Source organism: Pseudomonas fluorescens (assembly GCF_001307275.1).
In the GTDB taxonomy this organism is placed as follows: domain Bacteria; phylum Pseudomonadota; class Gammaproteobacteria; order Pseudomonadales; family Pseudomonadaceae; genus Aquipseudomonas; species Aquipseudomonas fluorescens_AA.
This window is the reverse complement of sequence record NZ_CP012831.1, coordinates 2,064,658-2,086,770: the sequence shown is the minus strand read 5'-3', so window position 1 is coordinate 2,086,770 and position 22,113 is coordinate 2,064,658. Positions and strand designations below refer to the sequence as shown.

23 protein-coding genes are annotated in these 22,113 nt (G+C 64.7%); 2 read left to right on the top strand and 21 right to left on the bottom strand.

Translation table 11 applies throughout. The annotated features are described in order from the left end of the window. Window positions 1-743 precede the first annotated feature (743 nt). The 20 genes from AO356_RS09245 to AO356_RS09150 all read right to left on the bottom strand — a co-directional run bounded on the left by AO356_RS09245 (window position 744) and on the right by AO356_RS09150 (window position 18,254). Entirely contained in the window at window positions 744-1,190 is a 447-nt protein-coding gene (locus tag AO356_RS09245; RefSeq protein ID WP_003197008.1) for a hypothetical protein, read from the bottom strand. 42 nt (window positions 1,191-1,232) lie between these two features. Further along, a complete protein-coding gene (locus AO356_RS09240) occupies window positions 1,233-2,459 on the bottom strand; it encodes a beta-ketoacyl-ACP synthase (RefSeq protein ID WP_060739526.1) in 1,227 nt (408 codons plus the stop codon). Continuing rightward, entirely contained in the window at window positions 2,459-3,187 is a 729-nt protein-coding gene (fabG, locus tag AO356_RS09235) for a 3-oxoacyl-ACP reductase FabG (RefSeq protein WP_060739525.1), read from the bottom strand. The genes AO356_RS09240 and fabG overlap by 1 nt, the downstream gene beginning before the upstream one ends. Then, on the bottom strand, window positions 3,184-3,651 hold the full coding sequence (locus AO356_RS09230) for a hotdog family protein (RefSeq protein WP_060739524.1): 468 nt from the start codon (window positions 3,649-3,651) through the stop codon (window positions 3,184-3,186). Before AO356_RS09230 ends, fabG begins: the two co-directional genes overlap by 4 nt. Further along, on the bottom strand, window positions 3,648-4,844 hold the full coding sequence (locus tag AO356_RS09225) for a beta-ketoacyl-[acyl-carrier-protein] synthase family protein (RefSeq protein ID WP_060739523.1): 1,197 nt from the start codon (window positions 4,842-4,844) through the stop codon (window positions 3,648-3,650). The genes AO356_RS09230 and AO356_RS09225 overlap by 4 nt, the downstream gene beginning before the upstream one ends. Next, window positions 4,841-5,323, bottom strand: coding sequence for a DUF3261 domain-containing protein (locus AO356_RS09220; protein ID WP_060739522.1), 483 nt, complete (start codon window positions 5,321-5,323; stop codon window positions 4,841-4,843). Before AO356_RS09220 ends, AO356_RS09225 begins: the two co-directional genes overlap by 4 nt. After that, window positions 5,320-6,048, bottom strand: coding sequence for a class I SAM-dependent methyltransferase (locus AO356_RS09215; protein WP_060739521.1), 729 nt, complete (start codon window positions 6,046-6,048; stop codon window positions 5,320-5,322). The genes AO356_RS09220 and AO356_RS09215 overlap by 4 nt, the downstream gene beginning before the upstream one ends. Further along, window positions 6,045-7,304, bottom strand: coding sequence for an NAD(P)/FAD-dependent oxidoreductase (locus tag AO356_RS09210; RefSeq protein ID WP_060739520.1), 1,260 nt, complete (start codon window positions 7,302-7,304; stop codon window positions 6,045-6,047). Before AO356_RS09210 ends, AO356_RS09215 begins: the two co-directional genes overlap by 4 nt. A gap of 23 nt (window positions 7,305-7,327) precedes the next feature. Then, window positions 7,328-9,667 (bottom strand): MMPL family transporter, encoded by a 2,340-nt coding sequence (locus AO356_RS09205; protein ID WP_060739519.1) that lies wholly within the window; start codon window positions 9,665-9,667, stop codon window positions 7,328-7,330. Further along, entirely contained in the window at window positions 9,651-10,244 is a 594-nt protein-coding gene (locus AO356_RS09200) for an outer membrane lipoprotein carrier protein LolA (RefSeq protein WP_060739518.1), read from the bottom strand. The genes AO356_RS09205 and AO356_RS09200 overlap by 17 nt, the downstream gene beginning before the upstream one ends. Next, complete coding sequence (locus AO356_RS09195) at window positions 10,241-10,666, bottom strand: acyl-CoA thioesterase (RefSeq protein ID WP_060739517.1); 426 nt, start codon at window positions 10,664-10,666, stop codon at window positions 10,241-10,243. The genes AO356_RS09200 and AO356_RS09195 overlap by 4 nt, the downstream gene beginning before the upstream one ends. Next, on the bottom strand, window positions 10,659-12,203 hold the full coding sequence (locus AO356_RS09190) for an HAL/PAL/TAL family ammonia-lyase (protein WP_060739516.1): 1,545 nt from the start codon (window positions 12,201-12,203) through the stop codon (window positions 10,659-10,661). The genes AO356_RS09195 and AO356_RS09190 overlap by 8 nt, the downstream gene beginning before the upstream one ends. Continuing rightward, entirely contained in the window at window positions 12,184-13,128 is a 945-nt protein-coding gene (locus tag AO356_RS09185) for a glycosyl transferase (protein WP_060739515.1), read from the bottom strand. The genes AO356_RS09190 and AO356_RS09185 overlap by 20 nt, the downstream gene beginning before the upstream one ends. Next, complete coding sequence (locus AO356_RS09180; RefSeq protein WP_060739514.1) at window positions 13,125-13,859, bottom strand: glycosyltransferase family 2 protein; 735 nt, start codon at window positions 13,857-13,859, stop codon at window positions 13,125-13,127. Before AO356_RS09180 ends, AO356_RS09185 begins: the two co-directional genes overlap by 4 nt. Window positions 13,860-14,029: 170 nt before the next feature. After that, a complete protein-coding gene (locus tag AO356_RS09175) occupies window positions 14,030-15,709 on the bottom strand; it encodes an AMP-binding protein (RefSeq protein ID WP_060739513.1) in 1,680 nt (559 codons plus the stop codon). Next, window positions 15,706-16,251 (bottom strand): hypothetical protein, encoded by a 546-nt coding sequence (locus tag AO356_RS09170; protein WP_060739512.1) that lies wholly within the window; start codon window positions 16,249-16,251, stop codon window positions 15,706-15,708. The genes AO356_RS09175 and AO356_RS09170 overlap by 4 nt, the downstream gene beginning before the upstream one ends. Next, window positions 16,248-16,502 (bottom strand): acyl carrier protein, encoded by a 255-nt coding sequence (locus AO356_RS09165; protein WP_030140951.1) that lies wholly within the window; start codon window positions 16,500-16,502, stop codon window positions 16,248-16,250. The genes AO356_RS09170 and AO356_RS09165 overlap by 4 nt, the downstream gene beginning before the upstream one ends. Before the next feature lie 9 nt (window positions 16,503-16,511). Then, window positions 16,512-16,769, bottom strand: a complete 258-nt coding sequence (locus tag AO356_RS09160) for a phosphopantetheine-binding protein (protein ID WP_060739511.1) — start codon at window positions 16,767-16,769, stop codon at window positions 16,512-16,514. Beyond that, a complete protein-coding gene (locus AO356_RS09155) occupies window positions 16,750-17,559 on the bottom strand; it encodes a lysophospholipid acyltransferase family protein (protein ID WP_060739510.1) in 810 nt (269 codons plus the stop codon). Before AO356_RS09155 ends, AO356_RS09160 begins: the two co-directional genes overlap by 20 nt. Further along, complete coding sequence (locus AO356_RS09150) at window positions 17,535-18,254, bottom strand: beta-ketoacyl synthase chain length factor (RefSeq protein ID WP_060739509.1); 720 nt, start codon at window positions 18,252-18,254, stop codon at window positions 17,535-17,537. Before AO356_RS09150 ends, AO356_RS09155 begins: the two co-directional genes overlap by 25 nt. A 358-nt stretch (window positions 18,255-18,612) precedes the next feature. Here AO356_RS09150 and AO356_RS09145 point away from each other — a divergent pair, with 358 nt between their 5' ends. Beyond that, the gene (locus AO356_RS09145; RefSeq protein WP_060739508.1) at window positions 18,613-19,380 is read left to right on the top strand and encodes a ParA family protein; all 768 of its coding nucleotides are present in this window, start codon (window positions 18,613-18,615) and stop codon (window positions 19,378-19,380) included. 24 nt (window positions 19,381-19,404) lie between these two features. Here the strand turns inward: AO356_RS09145 and AO356_RS09140 are convergent, their stop codons facing one another. Beyond that, window positions 19,405-20,406, bottom strand: a complete 1,002-nt coding sequence (locus AO356_RS09140; protein WP_060739507.1) for a GntR family transcriptional regulator — start codon at window positions 20,404-20,406, stop codon at window positions 19,405-19,407. 345 nt (window positions 20,407-20,751) lie between these two features. Here AO356_RS09140 and AO356_RS09135 point away from each other — a divergent pair, with 345 nt between their 5' ends. Beyond that, window positions 20,752-22,113: an amidase gene (locus AO356_RS09135; protein WP_060743087.1), complete on the top strand. Its 1,362-nt coding sequence runs from the start codon at window positions 20,752-20,754 to the stop codon at window positions 22,111-22,113.

Genomic DNA, 22,113 nt, shown 5'->3' with positions numbered 1-22,113 from the left:
CACTCGGACGGCTGGTGGGCTCCAAACAGCGTGCCGGCAATATCCAGGTACGCCACCCAACCCAGTGGGAGCGAGCTTGCTCGCGATGACGGCAGCACAGCCAGCATCGCCGGTACTGACCCAGCGCTATCGCGAGCAAGCTCGCTCCCACAGTGGAACTGTGGTGTTCGCAATATCCGGGTACGCCACCCAACCCTGTGGGAGAGGGCTTGCTCGCGATGACGGCAGTACAGCCCGCATCTCAGGTACTGACCCAGCGCTATCGCGAGCAAGCTCGCTCCCACAGTGGAACTGTGGTGTTCGCAATATCCGGGTACGCCACCCAACCCTGTGGGAGAGGGCTTGCTCGCGATGACGGCAGTACAGCCCGCATCGCCGGTACTGACCCAGCGCTATCGCGAGCAAGCTCGCTCCCACAATGGACTGCGTGTACGCAATATCCGGGTACGGCACCCAACCCTGTGGGAGCGAGCTTGCTCGCGATGACGGCAGCACAGCTCGCATCGCCGGTACTGACCCAGCGCTATCGCGAGCAAGCTCGCTCCCACAATGGACTGCGTGTACGCAATATCCGGGTACGGCACCCAACCCTGTGGGAGCGAGCTTGCTCGCGATGACGGCAGCACAGCCAGCATCTCAGGTACTGACCCAGCGCTATCGCGAGCAAGCTCGCTCCCACATGAGGGTTGCGGGATGGCCTGGCATCAATTGCCAGGCCTCTCTAATGGCCCAAACGGCGCTTTTTATTGCACCTTCGCCAAATCCCCTTTCAACGCAACACCGGCCATGATCGCGCCGGCGTGGCATTCGTAGGTGGTGGGGTCTTTGCGTTCGTTGCTCTTGTAGAAGCTGACAATGTTGGTGACGGCGTTGGCGCCGGCGTTCTTGGCGGCCTGGTGCAGGCTGATCAGGGCTGATTGCAGCACCCATTCGCAGGCCACTTCATCGGACTTGTTGAAGGCGTTGGTTTTCTTGTTGGTCACGGCGCCGGGGCTGACCACGGTGACGTTGCCAGCCGGTTTGTTGCCGGCCAGGTAGAACTTCACGCTGCCGTCGATCTTGCCGGTGCGGATGGCTTCGGCGACGACCTTGTCGAACGGCAGGAACAGCGCGGTATCACGGGCCTGGCTGAGGCTTGGCAGGGTGCTGAGCAACAGGGCGGCGGTCACGGCGATTTTCTTCAACGACATCATGGTCTCCTTGACGTAGGGGTAACGGGTTTTGAATCCGATTCAGCGCCAGCGGCGGAAGATCAACGAGGTGTTGACCCCACCGAAGGCGAAGTTGTTGTTCATCACGTATTCGTTGCTCATCGACCTGAACTCGCTGCGCAGGTAGTCGAGCTGGCCGCATTGGGGATCGACCTCATCGAGGTTGAAGGTGTGCACGTACAGGTCGCTGTTCAGCATTTCGATGCTGAACCAGGATTCCAGCGCCCCGCAGGCACCCAGGGTGTGGCCGAGGAAACTCTTCTGCGAGCTGATGGGCATGTGCTCGCCAAACAGGCTGCTGGTGGCCAGGGTTTCGGCGATGTCGCCCTGTTCGGTGGCGGTGCCATGGCCATTGACGTAGCCGATGGCCGAGGGTTCGAGGCCGGCATCTTCCAGGGCCAGTTCCATGGCCCGGCGCATGGTGACCAGTTCGGGGCGGGTGGCGTGCTGGCCGTCGGCGTTGCTGCCGAAGCCCACGATCTCGGCATGAATCCGTGCGCCACGGGCCAGGGCGTGTTCCAGTTCCTCAAGCACGAGCATGCCGGCACCTTCGCCGATCACCAGGCCATCGCGGCCTTTGTCGTAGGGACGCGGGCTGGTTTGCGGCGCATCGTTTTTCAGGCTGGTAGCGTAGAGCGCATCGAAGACCATCGCTTCGGTCGGGCACAGTTCTTCCGCACCGCCGGCCAGCATCAACGGCAGGCGCCCGAACTTGATGGCCTCGTAGGCATAGCCGATGCCGTGGCTGCCGCTGGTGCAGGCACTGGAAGTGGGGATCAGGCGTCCGGTCAGCCCGAAGAAGATGCTGATGTTGGCCGCCGTGGTGTGGGGCATCATGCGCACATAGGAGTTGGCGTTCAGGCCTTCGGCCACGCTGTTGAGCAGCATGTTGCCGAACGCCTTGATCTCATCGGTGCTGCCGGTGGATGAACCGCAGGACACGCCCATGCGCCCGTCCTTGATCGATTCGTCGCCCAGCAGGCCGGCGTCGGCCAGGGCCTGTTCCGCCGACGCGACTGCCAGGCGCGAGACCCGCCCCATGCTGCGCAATTGCTTGCGGGTCCAGTGGGCCGGGACCTGGAAGTCGTCGATGGGGCCGGCCAGGCGCGTGTTCAGTTCGGTGAAACGGTCCCACTCATCCATGCGCCGGATGCCGCTGCGGTTGGCGGCGAAGTTGCTGGCGATGGTTTCCCAGTCGCTGCCCACGGAGGTGATGCCGGCCATGCCGGTGACGACGACGCGCTTCATCAGCACAAGCCTCCGTTGACGGCCAGGATCTGCCGGGTGATGTAGCCGGCTTCGGCGGACATCAGGAAGTTCACCGCGCCGGCCACTTCTTCCGGGGTGCCCATGCGCTGGGCGGGGATCATTTTCATCAGTTCTTCCACGGGTACGTTTTCATCGAGCATGGCGGTGTCGATCAACCCCGGCGCGACGCAATTGACGGTGATCTTGCGCTTGCCCAGCTCGATTGCCAACGCCTTGGCCGCGCCGATCAAACCGGCCTTCGAAGCACTGTAGTTGACCTGGCCGCGATTGCCGATCAGCCCGGAAACCGAAGTGATGCAGACGATCCTTCCGGCGGCGCGACGACGGATCATCGGCATCATCACCGGGTGCAGTACGTTGTAGAAACCGTCGAGGTTGGTGCGCATCACCACATCCCAGTCGTCTTCGCTCAGGGCCGGGAAGGCGCCATCGCGGGTCAGGCCGGCATTGAGCACCACGCCGTAATAGGCGCCGTGGGCTTCGACATCGGCTTCGAGAATGGCCTTGCAAGCGGCGCGGTCGGCCACGTCGAACTGCAGCACCCGGACGTTGCGGCCCAGGGCCTGGATTTGTGCCTGGACCGCCTCGGCCTCGGCGCGGCCGCTGCGGCAGTGCAGCACGATGTCGTGCCCGGCCTGGGCCAGGCGCAGGGCGATGGCGCGGCCGATGCCACGGCTGGAGCCGGTGACCAGTACGGATTCAGTCATGGCGGGGTTCCTGTTGCGGACGGTTCATGAAGGTAATGGGCAGCCTGGGGCGGACGGAATACATTGAGCCGGGCCGTGGCATGGATGCCGGGGGCGTGGATGTGGCATTCGAACACGCCCATGCCGTTGTCGTCTTCCAGGGAGCGCACGCCATGGATGCTCAGCTCGGTGCCGACGGGAAAGCAGTCGACGTTGCATTCGAACTTGCGGGTGCCGAGCAAAAAGCCCAACTCCACGGTATCGCCGCGTCGGCGCGCGTGGCAACCGGCAAACGCCGCGACACTCTGGGCCATCAGCTCGATGCCGACCCAGGCCGGCAGTGCGCCGTCGTCGCGGTTGAACAAACCGCCGGGCTTGACGGTGGCGTGGGTGTGGATCTGTTCGTCATCGAACGACAGGATCCGGTCGATGAGGATCATGTCGCCGGCATGGGGCAGCAGTTCGGCGAGCGGCCAGTCAGTCATGGGGCGTCTCCGATAATCAGGCTGACGTTGTTGCCGCCGAAGGCAAATGAATTGCTCATCAGGCGGCGCGCGGTGGCGGGTTTCAGGCGGGTGTCGGCGGTGACCCAGTCGAGCGCTGGCAGGGCCGGATCGGCCTGGCCGTCCCAGATGTGCGGCGGCAGGGCCTGGGCGGTGTTTTGTGTGCTCAGGGCCAGCCAGCAGAACGCCGCTTCCAGCGCCCCGGCCGCGCCGAGGGTATGGCCGGTCATGGGCTTGGTGGACGAGCAGGGCACACCGGCCGGGAACAGCCCGGCCACGGCCTGGCTTTCCATGGCGTCGTTGTGTTGCGTGGCGGTGCCATGCAGGTTCAGGTAGTCGATCTGGCGGGCGTCGAGGCCGGCGCAGCGCAGGGCTTTTTCCATGGCCTGGCGCGCGCCGCGACCGCTGGGTTCGGGCGCGGAGATATGGTGGGCATCGGAACTGGCGCCGTCGCCGAGCAAGGCAATCGGTGTGCCCTCGCCTGGCGTCTTGCTCATGAGAAACAGCACCGCCGCTTCGCCGATGTTGATGCCGCTGCGGTTCACCGAGAACGGATTGCAGCGTTCGTTCGACACCGCTTCCAACGCGGAAAAACCGTTGAGGGTCAGTTTGCACAGGCTGTCCACGCCACCGCACAGCACCGCATCGCACAGGCCCAGGTCCAACAGGCGCCGGGCGCTCATCAAGGCGCGGGCGCTGGAGGTACAGGCCGTGGAAATCACGTAGGACGGGCCGCTCAGGCCGAGCCAGTCGGAAAGAAAGTTGGCCGGCGCGCTGAGTTCCTGTTGCTGGTAGTCGTAGCCGTCGGGGAAGCGCTGCTCGCGCAGGTAGTGGGCAATGCCCTGGCTGGCCTCATCGATGCCCGACGTGCTGGTGCCCAGGACGATGCCGATGCGAGCGCGCCCGTAGGCCTGGATGGCCTGGTCGATCTCCGCGCGAATCTGCAGCCCCGCTTCCAACAGCAGTTGATTATTGCGGCTGCGTTGCGCCGCCAGGGCAGGGGGGATGGGCGCGAGTTCACCCGGTACCGCGGCGACCGGCAAGGCCCGTTCGGCCACCCAGCCATCCTCGCAGCGCACGCCCGAGCAGTCGCCGGCAAACAGGTTGCGCGCGACAGTGTGCTTGTCGCGGCCCAGGGCGCAGATCACCCCGAGGGCATTCAGGTAGGCGGTCATGGGGCGTTCTCGGTCAACGGTGTGATGCGGTAGCGGGGGCCTTGGGGCAGGCTCATTTCGAAATCCAGCGGCTGCGTGTAGCGCACCTGCCAGCGATTATCGAGAGTCCGTTGCGACGCCTGTCGCCGGGCCGCCGGATAGTTGCCGGACAGCTCGGCGTCGGGGGTCAGGGCGAACAACAGCGCGGCGAACAACTCCCGGGCCTCGGCATTGGGTGGCAGCAGACCGTCGGCCTGCCACTGGCCGTCGACCAGGCGCTGGCGGGCCACGGGAATGCCCAGCGGGTCCATCATCGACCAACGGATGCCGGTGTCTTCGCGCTGGATCACCAGTAGCCAGTCCTGGCGTTGGCCGGCCAGGGTCCGCTCGATGTGCAGTTGCATCGGCAACGCCAGGGTCGGCGTGCGGGCGGGCAGCGGCGCCTGGCTGGCGCAGGCGCTGAGCAGCAACACACAGGCGATCAGCAGGCCACGGATCATCCGGCAGCCCCTTCGCCAGGCTTGCGCGCCACCACATTGACCAGGGTTTCCTCACGCTCGCCAAATGGCTTGGGCCGGCGCAGGCCAAAGCGCTCCAGCAGGCCGAAATCCTTGGCACGGCTCCACCACAGGTACGGGTAGGAGACGTTGCGGTCTTCGAACCGGAACCCTTGATCGCGGATCATCTGCAGGTACTGCGCGGCACTTTTCTGCACGTGCATGGGGTGGCGGAACAGCCAGCGGATCACCCAGGTATCGATGTAGGCTTCGGTGGATTCGGCGAACATCAAATAGCCGCCGGGCTTGAGTACGCGGTAGAACTCGGCGAGGGCTTTTTCCTGCTCCACCAGGTGATGGAACGTCTGGTGGCAGAACAGCAGGTCGACGCTGGCGTCGGGCACCGCCAAGGTCGCGCAGTCGCTGCCGATCAGTTCCACGCTCATGCCTTGGCGCGCGGCTTCCTCCCGGCTCAGGTCCAGGCTGTGAGGGTCGGCATCCACGCCGATCAGGCGTTGTGGCGCGAACACCTGGCGCAGGTACTGGAATGATTTACCCTGGCCGCAGCCGGCGTCCAGCAGCACCGGGTTGGCCGGAAGCGCGGTGCTGAACAGGCTGCGCAGGTCGTTGATCGCCACGCGCAACACGTGGTGCTGCCAGGTGTGGCTGCGCAGGAACCAGAAGCCGAAGCGGGTTTCTTCGACGTAGTTGTCGCTCAGGTAGCTCATGGTTGCTGACTCGGCGCCGGGCTTGCGCAGATTTCCGAGAGCATGCGCAGGCGCCGCTTGGGTTCACTGACAAACGGGTTGCGTTGATCCCAGGCGTAGCCAGCCAGGATCGAACTGATCATGCGCCGGATGTCGTCCGAGCCTTCGGTGTAGAAAATCACGTCCTGGAAGGTACCGGCGTACCAGCCCTCGACATAGCAGCGGAAGGTGTCGACGCCGCGCTTGAGCGGCTCGGCAAACTCGCTTTGCCAATCGACGCTTTCACCTTGGAGCTGGCGGTGGAGTACATCGGCGGCCATGCTCGCCGAACGCATGGCAATGGTCACGCCGGAGGAGAACACCGGGTCGAGGAATTCCGCGGCGTTGCCCAACAGGGCAAAGCCCGGGCCGTGCAGGGTCTTGACGTTGGCCGAGTAGCCGCCGATGGTGCGTGCCGGGGTGTCCCACAGCGCATTTTTCAGCACGCCGGCCAGGCTCGGGGTTTCGTCGATGAAACCACGCAGGCAGGCATCGAGGTCGTCGGTGCGACCGGCGAAATGTTCCGCCGCCGCGACCACGCCCACCGAGCAGCGCCCGCCGCTGAACGGAATGGTCCAGAACCACACGTCACGTTTGCTCGGGTGGGTGGTGATGAGGATCTTTTCCCGATCGAACGCCGGAGTGTCGATACGATCCTCGATGTGCGTGAACACCGCCTGGCGCAGCGGGAAGTTCGACGGTGCCTCAAGGTCCAGCAGGCGCGGCAGGACGCGACCGTAGCCGCTGGCATCGAGCACGAAGTCAGCTTCGACGCAGTACTGGCTGCCGTTTTCACGCTGCACGCCCAGTCGTGGTTTGGCGAGGGTGAAATCGGCACTGGCAATCGCTTGGCCGTAGCGGATCTCCACGCCTTGCAGGGCGGCCTGGTCGGCCAGCAATTTGTCGAAGTCGGCGCGTTGTACCTGGAAAGTGGTGGGCTTGCCGTTGCTGAAGGTATCGCCGAAGTCGAAGGCGCTGTAGCGCTCGCCCCAGGCAAACGCGGCGCCGTTCTTGCGCTGGAACCCGGCGGCATTCACCGCGTCGAGCATGCCGGCTTCTTCAACGAAATCCAGGCAGTGGGACAACAGGCTCTCACCGATGGAGAACCGTGGGAAATGCTGGCGTTCGATGACCAGCACATCGTGGCCCTTGCGCTTGAGCAGCGCGGCGGCGATGGCCCCGGAGGGACCGGCACCGATGATGACGACCTGGCGATGTTCCGTTTCAGTGACAGGCATTGGGATTCCTTGAATATCCGTAATCATCGTTGGTCTTCTTGAGCGGATGCGGGGTGTTCGTGATGCCCGGCCCACGGCGCCAGCATGAAACTGAAAGCCAGCCCCAGGCTCACCGCCAGGCCGAAATTACTCACTGCCGGTGTGCTGGAAAGCGCCAGCAGGCCGAACGACAGCCAAGTAGTGATCGCTGCCAGGAAAGTGCCCAGCAGGCTCACCGCCGCGCCACCAATCTGCTCGCGCATCAGGATCGCGTAATCGACGCCGATGGCCGTCACCAGCAGCAGGCCGAACAGGCTGAACAGGGTCAGTGGCTGCCCCAGCCAGCCGAGGCTCGCCAGGCTGCACAGCGCGGCCAGCAATGGCAGGGCGACGATGCGCAAGGCCGCACCGACCCCGAACGGCCAGATCAGCACCAGCACGATCAGCACGCAGGAGGCCAGTTTCAACTCGGCGGCGCTGACCTGCGTGGCGGCGAAGACCCGGTTCAGGTCGCCCAGGCGATCCACCAGTTGTACCCCCGGCAGGTCCACGGCTTGCACCCGCAGCAGCGCGGCATCGTTCAAGCCTTGCAGGCTGATCATGGCGGCCACGCCTTGCGCGGTGGGGCCGAGCCAGAGCGTGCGGTACGGCTCGGCCAGGGGCCCGGCCAGCGCGGCATCGATGTCGGTTACCGGCAAGGCCTGCAATTGCGCCAGTTCCGCTTGCAGCGCGGCGACCGGCACGCCCAGGTCCAGCAACGGCTGCCAGACAGCCGGCAAGCGGGCCAGGGCCTCACGCACCTTCTGCTGGTCGGCGGGCGGGCTCACCAGTTGGTTCAGCGATAGGTAGCCCTGGAGTTTTTCCAGGGCGATCAACTGATCCAGCCGCTCGTTGAGGGCGGTCTGGCGCTCCAGCAGTTGAGACTGATTGTCGGCGCGGATCAGGAAGAACTGGCTGGTGGGCTGGAAACCGGTGATGCGCGCGATCTCGCGGGCTTCGTCGGTGAGGTGCTGAGGCGTGCCGATCCACTGGCGGATGTCGTTTTTCGTGGTCAGGTGCCAGAGGCCGCCCGCGCAGAAACTCAGCAGCAACACCAGCAGCACGGGCGTCGGCACCCGTGCCAACAACGCCTGGCGGATCTGGAGCAGGCATTCGCATAGCCGCAGCGGCCATTGGGCCGGACGCAAATCCGCGCCGTTGAGCAGCGCCGGCAACAGGCACACCGCGGTCAAGTAGGCACCCACCAGCCCGGCGGCGGAAAATATCGCGATCTGGGTCAGGGCCGGGAACGGCGTCCAGGCCAGGGCCAGGTAGCCGATGCAGGTGGTCGCCAGGCTCAGGCTCAGCCCCGGCAGGGTCAGGCGCAAGGCCGGCCAGCTGCGCCATGGCTTGAGGCTCCAGCTCTTGGACAGGTAGTGCAGGGGGTAATCCACCGCGACGCCGATCAGGCTGGAACCCAATACCAGGGTCATCACATGCATGCGTCCGAACAAGGCCACGCACGCTACGGCACCGAACAGCATGCCCACCAGCACCGGCACGAACGCCAGCCACACGCGCAAGCGTCGGAAGGCCAGCAACAGCAGCAGCAAAATGCCGACCGTCGCGCCACCGCCGACCCAGGTGATTTCCCGTGACGCCTGTTGCTGGCCGCTGGCGGCGTACAGCAGGCCGCTGGCCGCCAGCAGTTGCCCTTGGGCCTGGCCCGCCTGGTCGCGGCTGCGTTGCAGCAGCTCGGCCACTTGCAGCGGCAGGTTCATGTCGAAGGCGGTGCCCTGGGCGCGGGCCCGCAACATCACCCAGCTTTTACCGTCGGCATCGGCGACCAAGGCCCCGCTGCCGATGTCGAATTTGATCGCTCCGCGTTGGGGCTGGCTGTTCTGGATACGCCCGGTCAGGCCCAGCCAATCGTCCTGGTTCGGCACCAGGCTGAAGCCGCTGAACGGGTCGAACAGGGCCTGTACTCGTTGCTGGATGAACGCCTGGGGCTGTTCGATCAGTTGCTGCCGGTCCGCCGCCGAGAGCATCGCCAAGCGCCCGTTGAGCAGTTGCGTACGCAGCGCCGGCAAGTCGGCCTGCAACGTCCACTGCACCTTGTCGAACAGGCCGCTGGCCTGCCATTGCTCGCCCAGGGTTTGCGCCAGGGCGATGGCTTGCTGGCGATCGGCATGACCGACCAGCACCAGCACCTCGCGATTCAACGGTTCCTGCATGCGCTGTTCGGCGATCAGTTCCAGGGCATCGGGCGACGTGCCCGGCACCAGTTCCATGAGATTGGCCGACAGCGGCGCGCCGTTGCGCCACTGCCAGCCGGCGAGCGCGAGCACGGCCAGCAGCAGGATCAGGAACAGCCGGGGCAGCATCCGTTCACTCGGCAAAGTCATGTTGCTCCGCTTCGCTCAAAGGTTGCGCGCTGGTGGCGTCCTGCATGCGCAGCACGGTGCTGTCGCCCTGGGTTTCCAGCAGTTCGATGCGCTGGACCAGTTCGCCGCCGTCGATGTTGATCTGGTTGAAGACCTGCTTGAGCAGCACCGAACGCGGGGTCAGGGTGAGTTTCCACTGCTGTGGCTCGCCCGACAGGCTCAGTTCGAAATCCCGTTGCAAGCCACTGCTGTCGCCCTGCAATACCGCCAGGAACAGGCGGTTCTGCTCGGCGCCGGCGCTCTTGTTCGGCAGCATCTGCCAGGCATTGCCGTCCCGTCGGGCAATTCCATGGGCGGTGATGCGGTAGTCCTGTTGCAGTGGGGTTTGCAGCAGCCACAGCAGGCCGTGGTTTTTCGCCAGCACGAAGCGGCCCTTGCTGGTGAGCGGCTGGGGCAGCGCACGCAGGTGTTTTTCCTGGATGAACTGGCCGTGGATCACCTCCGGGCGGGCCAGTTGGTCGCTCAACTGCTGCAGGTCGAAGGCCTGGGCCAACGGCGCCAGGCAACACAGCAGCAACCAGATCGACAAACGTTTCATGGCAGTTTCCTTTCGACGGCTTCGACAAAGACCCGGGGCGAGGCCAGCAGCATTTCGCGGCTGGCGATGTCCACGGCCACTTGTACCGAACTGGCGCGGGTCAGGCGCTCGCCGGTGGCTGCGTCGCTGATCAGGTAATTGATCTTCAGCCGGTTTTCCCACTCAACCAGGCTGGCACGCACGGTCAGGGCCTGGCCGAACACGGCGCTGCGCACGTAGCGCAGTTGCAGGTCGATGACCGGCCAGGCATGGCCGGATTCGAGCATGTCGTTGTAGTTGTGGCCGATCAGGTCGAGCAGCGCACAGCGGGCCACTTCCAGGTATTTGACGTAGTGGCCGTGCCAGACCACGTTCATCGAATCGACGTCGAAAAACGGCACCACGATGTGGGTGTCGACGTGCAGAACGCCTTGGCTACGCATGCAGCCTCCAATGTTGTTCGGCAATGCGTTGCAGGCACAGGCGCAATTCGCCTTCCAGGGCGCGGTCTTCGATGACCGGGGCGAAATCCTCGGCCAATTGCTGGTGCATGGCGGCCAGGGCCGGCGGCAGCGGCCGCGCGTCTTCGGCACGACTGCGCAGCCATACGCCCTGGTTGGCCGCCAGCAACGTGGCGGCGGCGACCTGTTCGGTCAGTTCCAGCACGCGGATCGCGTCCCGGGCGGCGATGGTGCCCATGCTCACCTTGTCCTGGTTGTGACATTCGGTGGAACGCGAGAACACGCTGGCCGGCATGGTGTTTTTCAACGCCTCGGCGGTCCAGGCGCTGGTGCCGATCTGCACGGCCTTGAACCCGTGGTTGAGCATCGCCCGCTCGGCGCTGGCGCCGGACAGGTTGCTCGGCAGGCCGTGGTTGTAGCGCTCGTCCACCAGCAAGGCAAGTTGCCGGTCGAGCAGGTCGGCGACGTTGGCCACCAGGTTCTTCAGGCTGTCCATGGCGAAGGCGATATGCCCGCCGTAGAAATGCCCGCCGTGGAGCACGCGCTCGGCTTCGGCGTCGATGATCGGATTGTCGTTGGCGCTGTTGAGTTCGGTCTCGATGAACGAACGCAGCCAGCCCAGGCTGTCGGCCAGCACGCCGAGTACATGGGGCGCGCAGCGTAGGGAATAGCGATCCTGCAGGCGATGCAGCGGCGCTGTCGGCGCATCGATCGCCAGGTCCTTGCGCAGCCACGCGGCGACTTGCATCTGCCCTGGGTGTGGCTTGGCGGCGAACAGGCGCTCGTCGAAATGTTCCGGGTTGCCTTGCAGGGCGACGACGTTCAACGCGGTGATACGGGTCGCCAGTTGCAGCAGGTAGTCGGCCCGGGCGAAGGCCAGGCAGGCCAGGCCGGTCATCACAGCGGTACCGTTCATCAGCGCCAGGGCTTCCTTGGGCCGCAGCACCAGTGGGGTCCAGCCCAACTCACGGTGCACATCGGCGGCCAGGCGCCGCTCGCCACGGAACATCACTTCCCGTTCACCGGACAGCGTGGCGGCGACGTAGGACAGCGGCGTCAGGTCGCCGCTGGCGCCCACTGAGCCTTCTTCCGGAATCAGCGGCAGGATGTCGTGTTCGAGAAAGGCCTGGAGCCGCTCCAGCAGTTCCACCCGCACCCCGGATACGCCGTGGCACAGCGACTGCAAGCGCGCCGCCAGCACCGCGCGGGTGGCCTGGGCGTCCAGCAGTTTGCCCAGGCCACAGCCGTGGAACGTGTACAGGTGACGCGGCAGGGCCTCGACGTGGTGCAGTGGTACCGCGACCACGCAAGAGTCACCGTAGCCGGTGGTCACGCCGTAGATCACGCCTTCCTTGTCCAGCAAGGAGTCGAGGAATTGCGCACCCTTGGCGATGCGCTGGCGGAACGCCGGGTCATCCTGCAACTGCGTCGGGGCCTGACGGTTGGCCAGGGCCAGCACATCTTCGATGCGCAGGGGGCGTTCGCCGAAGGTTACCGGCTCAAGAGTGGGCATCGTCATCGGTCTTCCAGAAAGGGTAAAAGTTGAACCACTGTTGGGGGCCCTGGAGGCAGTACTGCGCCAGGCGCTCGGCATAGTGGCCGGCCCAATGGGCGATCACTTGTTCGCGCTCGTTGCGTTTCCACACCACGGCATCGGCGAAGGGTTCGAGCGTGACGCGATAGCGCCCCTCGTGCTTGAGGCACATCAGCAGGTTGACCGGGCATTTCAGCAGGCCGGCCAGCAGCCAGGGCCCCTGGGGGAATGCCGCTGGGTGGCCCATGAAGTCCACGGTCACGCTGCGTCCGCCATGCAGTGGCACGCGGTCGCCGGCAATCGCCAGCCACTCGCCGCGCTCCAGGCGCTCGCTCAGTTGCAACATGATCACCGGGTTCAGCTCACTGACCTGGATCAGCCGCAAGTGCGTGGCACCGGCCTCGCCCAGCAAACGGTTGAACTGCTCGGCGTGCTTGGTGTGCACCAGCACGTTCATGGTCACTTTCTCGCCCAGCTCGGCCAGGGCCCGGCACATCTCCAGGTTGCCCAGGTGCGCGCCCACCAGCATTTGCCCGCGGGCATCGCGCAGGTGATTGCGCAGTAGCGCCGGGTCGACGATTTCGATCTGGTCGATGCTCAGCTTGCCGTTCCAGACGTCGAGCTTGTCGAGCAAGGAATCGGCGAACGCCATGAACTGCCCGAACACCCGCCAGCGGGTCGGGCGCAGTTCGGCGCGTGCGCTCCAGTCGGCCAGGCGTTGCTGGTATTGCCAGGCCGCCTGGCGCGCGCTGCGGCCGAAAATGAAAAAGTACAGGACGATGCCGTACAGCACCGGGGTCAGCAAGCGTCGGCCGAGCACCTTGGCGGCGAGCGCGGTGAGTTTCATCAGCCAGAAACTGCCGCGCTCCTGGCGGTCGGCCCAATGTTGCTTGTCTGCCTGAAGGCTCATGTCCGCCACCGTCGCCAGAGGATCAGGGGCGCGCGCACCAGCATGCCGAAGAACAGCCGGGTGTGCATGCTGGAAATCAGCACGTTGTCGTGGAACAGGCGAAAATGCGAAACGCCGTCCTGAGGGTAATGGACCCGGGTGTGCAGCCAGTGCATCGGCTGATTGCGCCAGGCCAGGCGCACCAGGATGTCCGAGTCGAAATCCATGCGCTTGCCGATATTGGCCGAGTCGATCAGCGCCAGGGTCGGTGCCAAGGGGTAGACCCGAAAGCCGCACATCGAGTCGCGGATTTGCAGGGACAGGCTGTTGATCCAGACCATGACGTGGGTCAGGTAGCGCGCGTACAGGCGACCTTTCGGCACGCTGGCGTCGTAGTGCGGATAGCCGCAGATCACTGCGTCCGGGTGGGCGCGGGATTGCTCGATGAAAGTCTTCACGTCGCCCAGGTCGTGCTGCCCGTCGGCGTCCACCTGCAAGGCGTGGCTGAAACCCAGGCGCGACGCTTCGCGCAAGCCGGTCATCACTGCGCCGCCCTTGCCCTGGTTGACGGCCAGCCTGACCAGATGCACCTGCTCGCCCTCGGCCAGCCGTTCCAGTACGGCGGCACATGCCGGGTTGCTGGCGTCATCCACCAGCACGCAGGGCAGGCCGTTGGCAAGCAACGCCTGGACCACCGCCGGGATGGCGGTTTCGTGGTTGTAGACCGGGATGACGGCGCAGGGGTTATGCATATTTTCCGCCTTCCAACGAGCCACTGTGCACCGCCTCCCTGTGGCGAGGGGATTTATCCCCGCTGGGTTGCGCAGCGACCCCAAATTCTGTGTAACGACACAGACTGATGGCGAGCGCTTCGCACTCGAGCGGGGATAAATCCCCTCGCCACAGGAGGGCAGTGTGAGCATTAATCATTCGTCATCCCCAACACAATCCGCCCACTGGAACAGGCGGCCGTGGCATTGCGGTAGGCAAAGTACAGCTTGCCGCGCTCGCGGTCGAAGCGCAGGTGCAGTTGGATGTCGTCACCGGGGCGAACCAGTTGCTGGAATTTCAGCACCTCCATGCCGACGAACCGCGGCGGCAGGTCCAGCAGTTGGCGGCCCAGGCTCAAGGCCCAGTCGACCTGCACCACGCCGGGCAGTACCGGCGCGGTGGGGAAGTGGCCGCTGAAGTACGCGAGGTCAGGCGGCACGACCAGGCGCAGGCTCCACTCGCCGTCGGTTTCAACCTGCTCCAACACCTCGGGGGCTTTGGGGCGTGGCGCCATCAGCAGCGCCTCGACCTCGGCCTGGGGCAGCTTGCCCTGGGCGTTGAGCGGCAACTGCCGTAGCCAGCGCCAGCGCCGTGGCAGGGCGAGGGTTTCGCAATGTTCGCTCAGGTGCCGGCGCAGGCCCTCGGTCACGGCCCGCCGACCCTGGTTGCGCAAGGCCCGCAGGCCAGCGTCGCTCAGCACCAGCAGCGCGCCGAGGGAGGCGCGGTTCTCCTGCACCACGCCCAGCCGCGCTTCGCTGACCCAGTCGTGGGCCACCAGCGCCTGTTCGAGCATGGGCAGGGAGATGCGCTTCTCTTCGAGCTTGACGATACGGTCCAGTCGCCCGAGCAGCTCGAAGCGCCCATCTTCGGCGATTCGCGCCGCGTCGGCGGTGTGTTCCACATGCCCGGCGGGCAGATAGGGCGAAGCGATCAGCAAGGCGCCGTCGCTGTCCTGGCGCAGCTCGACGTCGGCAAAGGGCTGCCACCATGGGTCACCCTGGCGCCAGGCGATACCGCCGGTTTCCGAGCTGCCGAAAATTTCCGTCGGCCATTGCCCCAGCCGTCGCTGCAAGCTTTGCGCGGCCTCGGCCGGCAAGGCGCCGCCGGAGGAGAACACCCGGCGCACGCTGCTCAGGGCCGGCCAATCGAGGTTATCGCCCATGCGCTTGAGCAACGCCGGGCTGGCGACCCAGGCGAACACCGGCTGCTCGCGGCTGGCGCGTTGCAGGTCTTCGGGGAACGCCAATTGCCTGCGCCCGAACGGACGCCCGGCGCACAGCGGCCACAGCACTCGGAACAGCAGCCCGTAGATATGTTGGGTGGCAACGCTGCCGATCATGCAGGCCGGGCCCAGGTCGGCGCCCCACAGCTGTTCCAGGGCCTGGACTTCGTTACTCAACTGCCGCAGGGCTTTCTCGATGCGCTTGGGCTCGCCGCTGGAGCCGGAGGTACACAGGCTCAGCCAGCAGTGATCGAGGTCCAGTTCGACGGCGTCCATCGGCGCGTGTTGCAAGTCGTCGGGATGGGTGTCGCCGGGCTGGTCGGTCAGCCACAGGTCCACCTCCGACGCCCAGCGCTGGCGCGTCTGCGCTTGCAGGTCGGCGGGAAGCAGGACGCGTGTGCCGGCGTGCCAGGCACCGAGCAGGGTGATGGCCAGGTCGGCTGCATCTTCCAGGTGCACCGCCACCTGGCGTACGCCCCGGGCTTGCAGGCCGGCCGCCAGGCGCAACGCCGCGTCCCGCAGTTGCGAATGATCCAGCGCCGGAGTGACCGCGACGGTGCGTTCCGGCTGAGCCCTGAGCAACATCCGCTCAAGTGTTATCCAATTCATGGGCGGCCTCTTACCCGTTGTCGTATGAGCCATTCAATGGCAAACAGCAGCCCCATCAATCCGTAGGAAATCAGGCCGGTGTACAACATCCACCAGCTCAGCGGCGCCCAGAGGGTCAGGGCGGCGGCGAGCAAACCGTTACACAGGAAAAACACACTCCAGGCCACCGTGACCTGACGCGTATAGACCACCGCCTTGGCCGGCAGCTGCGGTTCGCGCAGGCGGGCCAGGCGTTCGATCATTGGCGGGCCGTATTTCAGGCTCAGGGCAAACAGCCCGAGCATGAACCCGCTGATCAGCACCGGGTACCAACGCAGCAGGAGCGGGCTGTCGAACAGCGCGAGCAACACGCAAAACACGATCGCCGTGGTCGCCATCCAGCGGCTACCGGCGCCGCCCTTGCCTAGCAACGCCCGGGCCAGCCACAGGCTACCCAGCAGCAGCCCGAACTGCCACGGGGCGAAATGCTCCATGCCGAAATACACCGCAAAGGGGTACAGCAGGCCTGCCAGCAGCAGGCCGAGGCCAATCAGCCGGGTCATGCGGCCGGTTGAACCAGTCGATAGACCGCCTCGACCACGTCATTGACGGTGCGCACCGACTTGAATTCCTCGGCGGCGATTTTCTTGCCGGTCTGGCGCTTGATGTGGTCGATCAGGTCAACCGCATCGATGCTGTCGATTTCCAGGTCCTGGTACAGGTTCGATTCCAGCGTCACGCGCTCTGGGTCCAGCTCGAAGAGCTCGACCAGGGCGTCACGCAGGGTGTTGAAAATGTCGTCACGAGTTTGCATGGTCCGGTCTCAGGGGCGTTTTGCAGTGACGAAGGCCGCAAGGCTTGCCACATTGCTGAAATGGTTACGAGTGTCCTTGGCGTCGGCGTCGATCTTGATGCCGTACTCCTTCTGGATCGCCAGGCCTAGCTCCAGGGCATCCACCGAGTCCAGGCCCAGGCCTTCGCCGAACAGGGTCTGGTGGTCGCCGATGTCGTCGACTCCAATATCCTCCAGGCCGAGGGCGTCGATGATCAGCTGTTTGATGTCACGGTGCAGATCGCTCATCTTCGGCGAGCTCCTTGATGAAATAGTGATGCAAGAAATCGTTGAGCCTGCGCGAAGCCTGGGGCGGCGGGCCGAGCGCGGCGAACGCCTGTGGATCTATATCGGCCCCGACGTGAAAACTGAAGTGCACGCGGCGCCGGGGGATGCGATACCAGGGTTCGGCCTTGGTCAGGGTCGTGGGGTTGACCTTGATCGTGACGGGCGTGAGGATTTTCGCACCCCGCAGGGCGATGGCCGCGGCCCCCCGATGAAAGGCCGGCACCTGGCCTGGCTGGGTGCGCGTCCCTTCGGGAAACACGATCAGTGTCTGGCCATCTTGCAGGGTATCGCTGGCGGCATCGAGCATGTCCATGCTGCCGTCGTTGCTGATGTACTGGGTTGAACGCAATGGTCCACGGGTAAAGGGATTGTCCCACAGGCTTTGCTTGACCACGCAGTTGGCGTTGGGCACCAGCCCGATCAGGAACACCACGTCGATCAGCGAGGGGTGATTGGCAATGATCATCTGCCCGGGGCGCCCGAGCCGTTCGGCGCCATCGATCTGGTAGGTGAGCACGCCGGTACGGGCCATGAACCGGATAAAGAACCAGAACAACCGCCCGACGGTGCGGCGGGCCCTTTGTCGGTGGGCCTGGGCATCGCCGGGCAGCCAGGCCAGCAACGGAAAAACCAGCAAGCGCAGGCACAGCCCGCCCAGCCCGAACAGGGCGAAGCTTGCGGCGGTCGCGACCAGGCGCCAGTAATAGGCGTCGCGATGTTTACCGGTCACCGGTTGCGTTGCCAGGTCCATACACGATTCTTCCAGGCATGTTGGCAGGTGGTTTCGTTGTTCAGCAGGGTACGCAACAGGTCCAGGGCATGGGGCCAGTCGCTGCCGGATCGTTGGTCGGCCTGCGCGGACAGGTCCAGTTGCCAGTCGTCGCCCGGCGTCAGCAGCAGGCCCATGGCATAGGGGAAGGGCACGTCATCGACCCACGGTGCGTAGACCTGCGGCGGCTGTTCTTCGGTGATCACCAGCAACACCGCTGGCGAGCCTTCGTTCAACAAAGCGGCGGCCTCCAGCACACCGTGTTCCAAGCCGTCGCCGGTGGCGGCCAGGGCGGTCATTTCGCTGGTTTCGCCGCGCATGATCGACCACAGGCCGATCACCGCATTGTGCACCGACAGGCTGAACTGAGTTGGCGACAAGGGCTGGTCGGCCGCCAGGTCCTTGAGAATCTCAAAAGTGCGCGGGGTTTCGCCGTGGCGGGAAATAAAGACCAACGGTAGGTCCGGCTGGCCCTCCGCCAGTGGCCAGCCGACACTGAAGGCCATCCGCGCCAGGCGGCTGAGGCGACGACGCTGCATGGCAGGCAGGAACGATACGTCAGGGGCGGCATCACTGGCCGGCAACACAACCGGCTGTCGGCTCCAGGCCTGCCAGTCGTCCACGCTTTCGAGCCCAGGGGCCCACGCGCGCCATTGGGCGATATTGAAATTGATCAAAACTCATCCCACCCCTGCGGGCTTTTATTGTCACGGTTCAGTGGTTTGACCCGCGTCCAACCCTGCATGGCCTTGCGACCCAAGTGGCGCGCATTATCCCGGTGCGGTTGGCTTGTAGCAAATACTGGTTACATTTTGCCCAGCAAAATGTACGAGTCGGTCCGCTCGATGCCTGGCTTGGACCATTATCGCGATCGTCACGGGCTTGTCTGTCGGTTGTTTCTGTCTTTATCCGGGCACGATTGACGTCTGAATCGTTGGAAAAGCCACTGTTGCTGTAGTCCTTCTACGCAGAAGGTAGCTAAGCAGTGTCGCGGCCTACTACACTCGGGAATCTTTGATACACGGAGGTTTTGACATGCGGCGTGTGGTGTTCAATCAGAAAGGTGGCGTGGGCAAGTCCAGCATCGCCTGCAATCTGGCGGCCGTCAGCGCCAGCGAGGGCTATCGCACGCTGTTGGTGGACCTGGATGCCCAGGCCAACTCCACTCAATACCTGACTGGCCTGACCGGCGACGATATCCCCATGGGCATTGCCGACTTCTTCAAGCAGACCCTGTCGTCCGGGCCTTTCTCGAAAAAGAACAAGGTGGATATCTACGAGACGCCGTTCGACAACCTGCACGTGATCACCGCCACGGCGGAGCTGACGGACCTGCAGCCCAAGCTCGAGGCGAAGCACAAGATCAACAAGCTGCGCAAATTGCTCGAAGAGCTGGAGGAGGATTACGACCGGATTTACCTGGACACCCCGCCAGCGCTGAATTTCTATGCGGTTTCAGCGTTGATCGCCGCTGATCGGGTGCTGATCCCGTTCGACTGCGACAGCTTCTCCCGTCAGGCCTTGTACGGCCTGCTGGCGGAAATTGAAGAGCTCAAGGATGACCATAACGAAGGCCTGGAAGTCGAAGGCATCGTGGTCAACCAGTTCCAGGCCCGCGCCAGCCTGCCGCAGCAGATTCTCGACGAACTGATCGCCGAAGGCCTGCCGGTATTGCCGGTGTACCTGAGCAGTTCGGTGCGCATGCGCGAGTCCCACCAGGCCAGCCTGCCGCTGATTCACCTGGACCCGCGGCACAAGCTGACCCAGCAGTTCGTGGACCTGCATGGGTTGCTGGAAAGCTGAGGGCTGGCCGCCGACCGTGGGCGATCAGCTGATTTTGCTCAGGTAAGGTGGCAAGTCCTGCTCCGGCACGACCGATAGCACCTTGAGGCGTTGCAGCATCCGTTGCCGGGCGCGTTGCAAATGCTCCTTGAGGTTCAGCGCGGCGGCGTCGAAGGCACCGTGTAGCAACAGTTCCAGGATCAGGCGGTGCTCGGCCAGCATGGCGGGGTCCGCGCCGATTCCCAGCAGCCGGGAAAAAATCCGGCTGATGATCATCGGGCTTTGGGCCTGGCGAATCAGTGCTGCCATTTTTCGATTTTGCAGGCCGCTGAGGCAGTGCTGGTGCAGGTCTTCCTCGATGCGCTGGATCGTCTCTTCCGGGCAATGCTCAGCCTGTTGCGCTTGGGTTACCCGTTCCAGCATGGCTTGCAGTTGCTCGCGGCTCAGCCCTGGCGCACTTTGACGTAGCGCCTCAGGCTCCAGGCAGGCGCGCAGCTCATAATCTTCGGTGACTTCCCGGGCAGTGAGCGGGCCGGCCAGCCACTGTGAGTAGGGCTCTTTTTCCAGCAAGCCCCGGTCCCTCAGGCGCATCAAGGCTTCTCGCACCACGGCCCTGCTCACGCCGTAATGCTCGGCGGCGGCTTGTTCATCGAGGCGGTAGTGGCCGAAGGTAATGCAGGTCAGCAACGCGCTGCCGATTTCTTCGTGGATCCGCTCGCCCAGTGGTCGCGTGTCCACCCGTTCTTCGCCACGCGCCAGGCCAAGGTGAACATGGCTCAAGGGCAGGCGCAGCGGCTCGATATCCAAGCCCAGGGGATTGATCAAGTACCCACGCCCGTCAAAACGGCTGATCAACCGCTCTTCGTGCAACAAGTCCAGCGCCTTGCGCACCGGAACACGGCTGGTGCCGAACAGCTCCGCCAGCGGTGCTTCCAGTAACACCAAGCCCTGCAGTGCGGTGCCCTCGGTGATTGCATCACGCAATACCTGATGAATCATCGCGTAGCGAGACGCGGTGCGCGGGTCTTGGGCTGGCGCTGCTTTCATCGATTCCTCTGGGCATGACGGCGATGGAGGGATTCTCTCACAGTGTCCAGTGTCACTGAGGGTCACATTGGCGCGCCCTTTCGTGGGGCTCGCTCCATCAAAACGTTACTTTTATGCACCTAAATGTATCTTTTATAAAAATATACATTAGATAAGCCTACCATCCGGATGTTGGCCAGGGCCCTGCTCATCCAAGTCATTCGCGCGGCTCTAAGCTGATGGTTACAGCCCCTCGGGAGACTTTGGCGCTCAGCGGCTATGGACTGCGCAAGCGTAGCTGGCACGAAATCTGCTCCAGATAAAATGTACATTTTAATAATAGATACATTTTTGATGCCGCAGCCCATGAGCCCATTTTCCTCGCTGGATGCCATTGCACTCGCCGAAGCCTTCGCGTCAGGGCGCACCGATCCGGTCCAGGTGCTGGAACAAGCGCTGGAGCAAGCCGCTCGCGCCGAACACGTGTTCGTGTCGTTGACCGAGGCCCGGGCCCGGCGTGAAGCGCAGGCCTCGGCGGCGCGCTGGCGTGCCGGGCAACCGTTGAGCGGCTTCGACGGTGTGCCGATGGCCTGGAAGGATTTGTTCGACGTGGCCGGCAGTGTCACCACCGCGGCAGCGGCGGTGCGCCGGAACGCACCGCCCGCGCTGTTGGATGCCGCCAGTGTCAGCCTGCTCAGCCGGGCCGGCATGGTCTGCCTGGGCAAGACCAACCTCAGCGAGTTCGCCTATTCAGGGCTCGGCCTCAACCCGCACTTCGGCACGCCGGTCAACCCGTTCAGCGATGCACAACCGCGGATCCCCGGCGGCTCCTCCAGCGGTTCGGCGGTCGCGGTCGCGGCGGGCATCGTGCCGATCGCCATGGGCACCGATACCGCCGGTTCGATCCGCGTCCCGGCGGCTTTCAACGCTCTGGTGGGGTTTCGCGCCAGTTCCCGTCGTCACAATCGCGATGGGGTATTTCCCCTGGCCCACAGCATCGACAGCATCGGCCCGTTGACTCGCAGCGTGCGTGACGCCTGGATGATCGACGAACTGCTTCAGGGGCGCGACCCACGACAAGCGCCACCGGTGCGCAGCCTGGCCGGGCAGCGTTTCTGGGTCGAGCAAGCGGTGCTGGAGGATGCCCGTGTCGAGGCCGCGGTGCGGGCCAATGTGCTGGCCGGTGTCCAGGCGCTGCGCACCGCTGGGGCGCTGGTGGAGATTCGGCCATTGCCGGCTTTCCAGGCCAGCCTTGCGCTGATCCGCGACCACGGCTGGCTGGGGGCCGCCGAGGCGTTCGCCTTGCATGAGGCCTTGCTCGACAGCGCCGATGCCGAACGACTCGACCCGCGGGTACGCCGGCGTCTCGAAGCGGCGCGGCCCATGACCGCCAGCCAGGTGCTCAAGCTTTACGACGCGCGATCGACCTTGCAACGCCAACTCGTCGAGGAACTCGACGGCGCGGTGCTGATCACGCCGACCGTGGCCCATGTCGCCCCGCCGCTGGCGCCTTTGGAGGCCGACGACGAACTGTTTGCCCGTACCAATCTCGCGACCCTGAGCCTGACGATGCCCGGCAGTTTGCTCGACATGCCCGGCGTCAACCTGCCCAGCGGCCGGGACAGCCAGGGGCTGCCCACAGGCCTGCTGCTCAGCGTGCCTCAAGGCGAGGATGCCCGGCTCCTGCGAGTCGCGCGCTCGGTCGAAGCGATGCTCGCCAATTCCTGA

What these genes read in the sequence shown, in the direction of transcription:
- AO356_RS09245 (WP_003197008.1), bottom strand. Translation starts at nt 1,190, where the DNA reads ATGTCGTTGAAGAAAATCGCCGTGACCGCCGCCCTGTTGCTCAGCACC.
- AO356_RS09240 (WP_060739526.1), bottom strand. Translation starts at nt 2,459, where the DNA reads ATGAAGCGCGTCGTCGTCACCGGCATGGCCGGCATCACCTCCGTGGGC.
- fabG (WP_060739525.1), bottom strand. Translation starts at nt 3,187, where the DNA reads ATGACTGAATCCGTACTGGTCACCGGCTCCAGCCGTGGCATCGGCCGC.
- AO356_RS09230 (WP_060739524.1), bottom strand. Translation starts at nt 3,651, where the DNA reads ATGACTGACTGGCCGCTCGCCGAACTGCTGCCCCATGCCGGCGACATG.
- AO356_RS09225 (WP_060739523.1), bottom strand. Translation starts at nt 4,844, where the DNA reads ATGACCGCCTACCTGAATGCCCTCGGGGTGATCTGCGCCCTGGGCCGC.
- AO356_RS09220 (WP_060739522.1), bottom strand. Translation starts at nt 5,323, where the DNA reads ATGATCCGTGGCCTGCTGATCGCCTGTGTGTTGCTGCTCAGCGCCTGC.
- AO356_RS09215 (WP_060739521.1), bottom strand. Translation starts at nt 6,048, where the DNA reads ATGAGCTACCTGAGCGACAACTACGTCGAAGAAACCCGCTTCGGCTTC.
- AO356_RS09210 (WP_060739520.1), bottom strand. Translation starts at nt 7,304, where the DNA reads ATGCCTGTCACTGAAACGGAACATCGCCAGGTCGTCATCATCGGTGCC.
- AO356_RS09205 (WP_060739519.1), bottom strand. Translation starts at nt 9,667, where the DNA reads ATGACTTTGCCGAGTGAACGGATGCTGCCCCGGCTGTTCCTGATCCTG.
- AO356_RS09200 (WP_060739518.1), bottom strand. Translation starts at nt 10,244, where the DNA reads ATGAAACGTTTGTCGATCTGGTTGCTGCTGTGTTGCCTGGCGCCGTTG.
- AO356_RS09195 (WP_060739517.1), bottom strand. Translation starts at nt 10,666, where the DNA reads ATGCGTAGCCAAGGCGTTCTGCACGTCGACACCCACATCGTGGTGCCG.
- AO356_RS09190 (WP_060739516.1), bottom strand. Translation starts at nt 12,203, where the DNA reads ATGACGATGCCCACTCTTGAGCCGGTAACCTTCGGCGAACGCCCCCTG.
- AO356_RS09185 (WP_060739515.1), bottom strand. Translation starts at nt 13,128, where the DNA reads ATGAGCCTTCAGGCAGACAAGCAACATTGGGCCGACCGCCAGGAGCGC.
- AO356_RS09180 (WP_060739514.1), bottom strand. Translation starts at nt 13,859, where the DNA reads ATGCATAACCCCTGCGCCGTCATCCCGGTCTACAACCACGAAACCGCC.
- AO356_RS09175 (WP_060739513.1), bottom strand. Translation starts at nt 15,709, where the DNA reads ATGAATTGGATAACACTTGAGCGGATGTTGCTCAGGGCTCAGCCGGAA.
- AO356_RS09170 (WP_060739512.1), bottom strand. Translation starts at nt 16,251, where the DNA reads ATGACCCGGCTGATTGGCCTCGGCCTGCTGCTGGCAGGCCTGCTGTAC.
- AO356_RS09165 (WP_030140951.1), bottom strand. Translation starts at nt 16,502, where the DNA reads ATGCAAACTCGTGACGACATTTTCAACACCCTGCGTGACGCCCTGGTC.
- AO356_RS09160 (WP_060739511.1), bottom strand. Translation starts at nt 16,769, where the DNA reads ATGAGCGATCTGCACCGTGACATCAAACAGCTGATCATCGACGCCCTC.
- AO356_RS09155 (WP_060739510.1), bottom strand. Translation starts at nt 17,559, where the DNA reads ATGGACCTGGCAACGCAACCGGTGACCGGTAAACATCGCGACGCCTAT.
- AO356_RS09145 (WP_060739508.1), top strand. Translation starts at nt 18,613, where the DNA reads ATGCGGCGTGTGGTGTTCAATCAGAAAGGTGGCGTGGGCAAGTCCAGC.
- AO356_RS09140 (WP_060739507.1), bottom strand. Translation starts at nt 20,406, where the DNA reads ATGAAAGCAGCGCCAGCCCAAGACCCGCGCACCGCGTCTCGCTACGCG.
- AO356_RS09135 (WP_060743087.1), top strand. Translation starts at nt 20,752, where the DNA reads ATGAGCCCATTTTCCTCGCTGGATGCCATTGCACTCGCCGAAGCCTTC.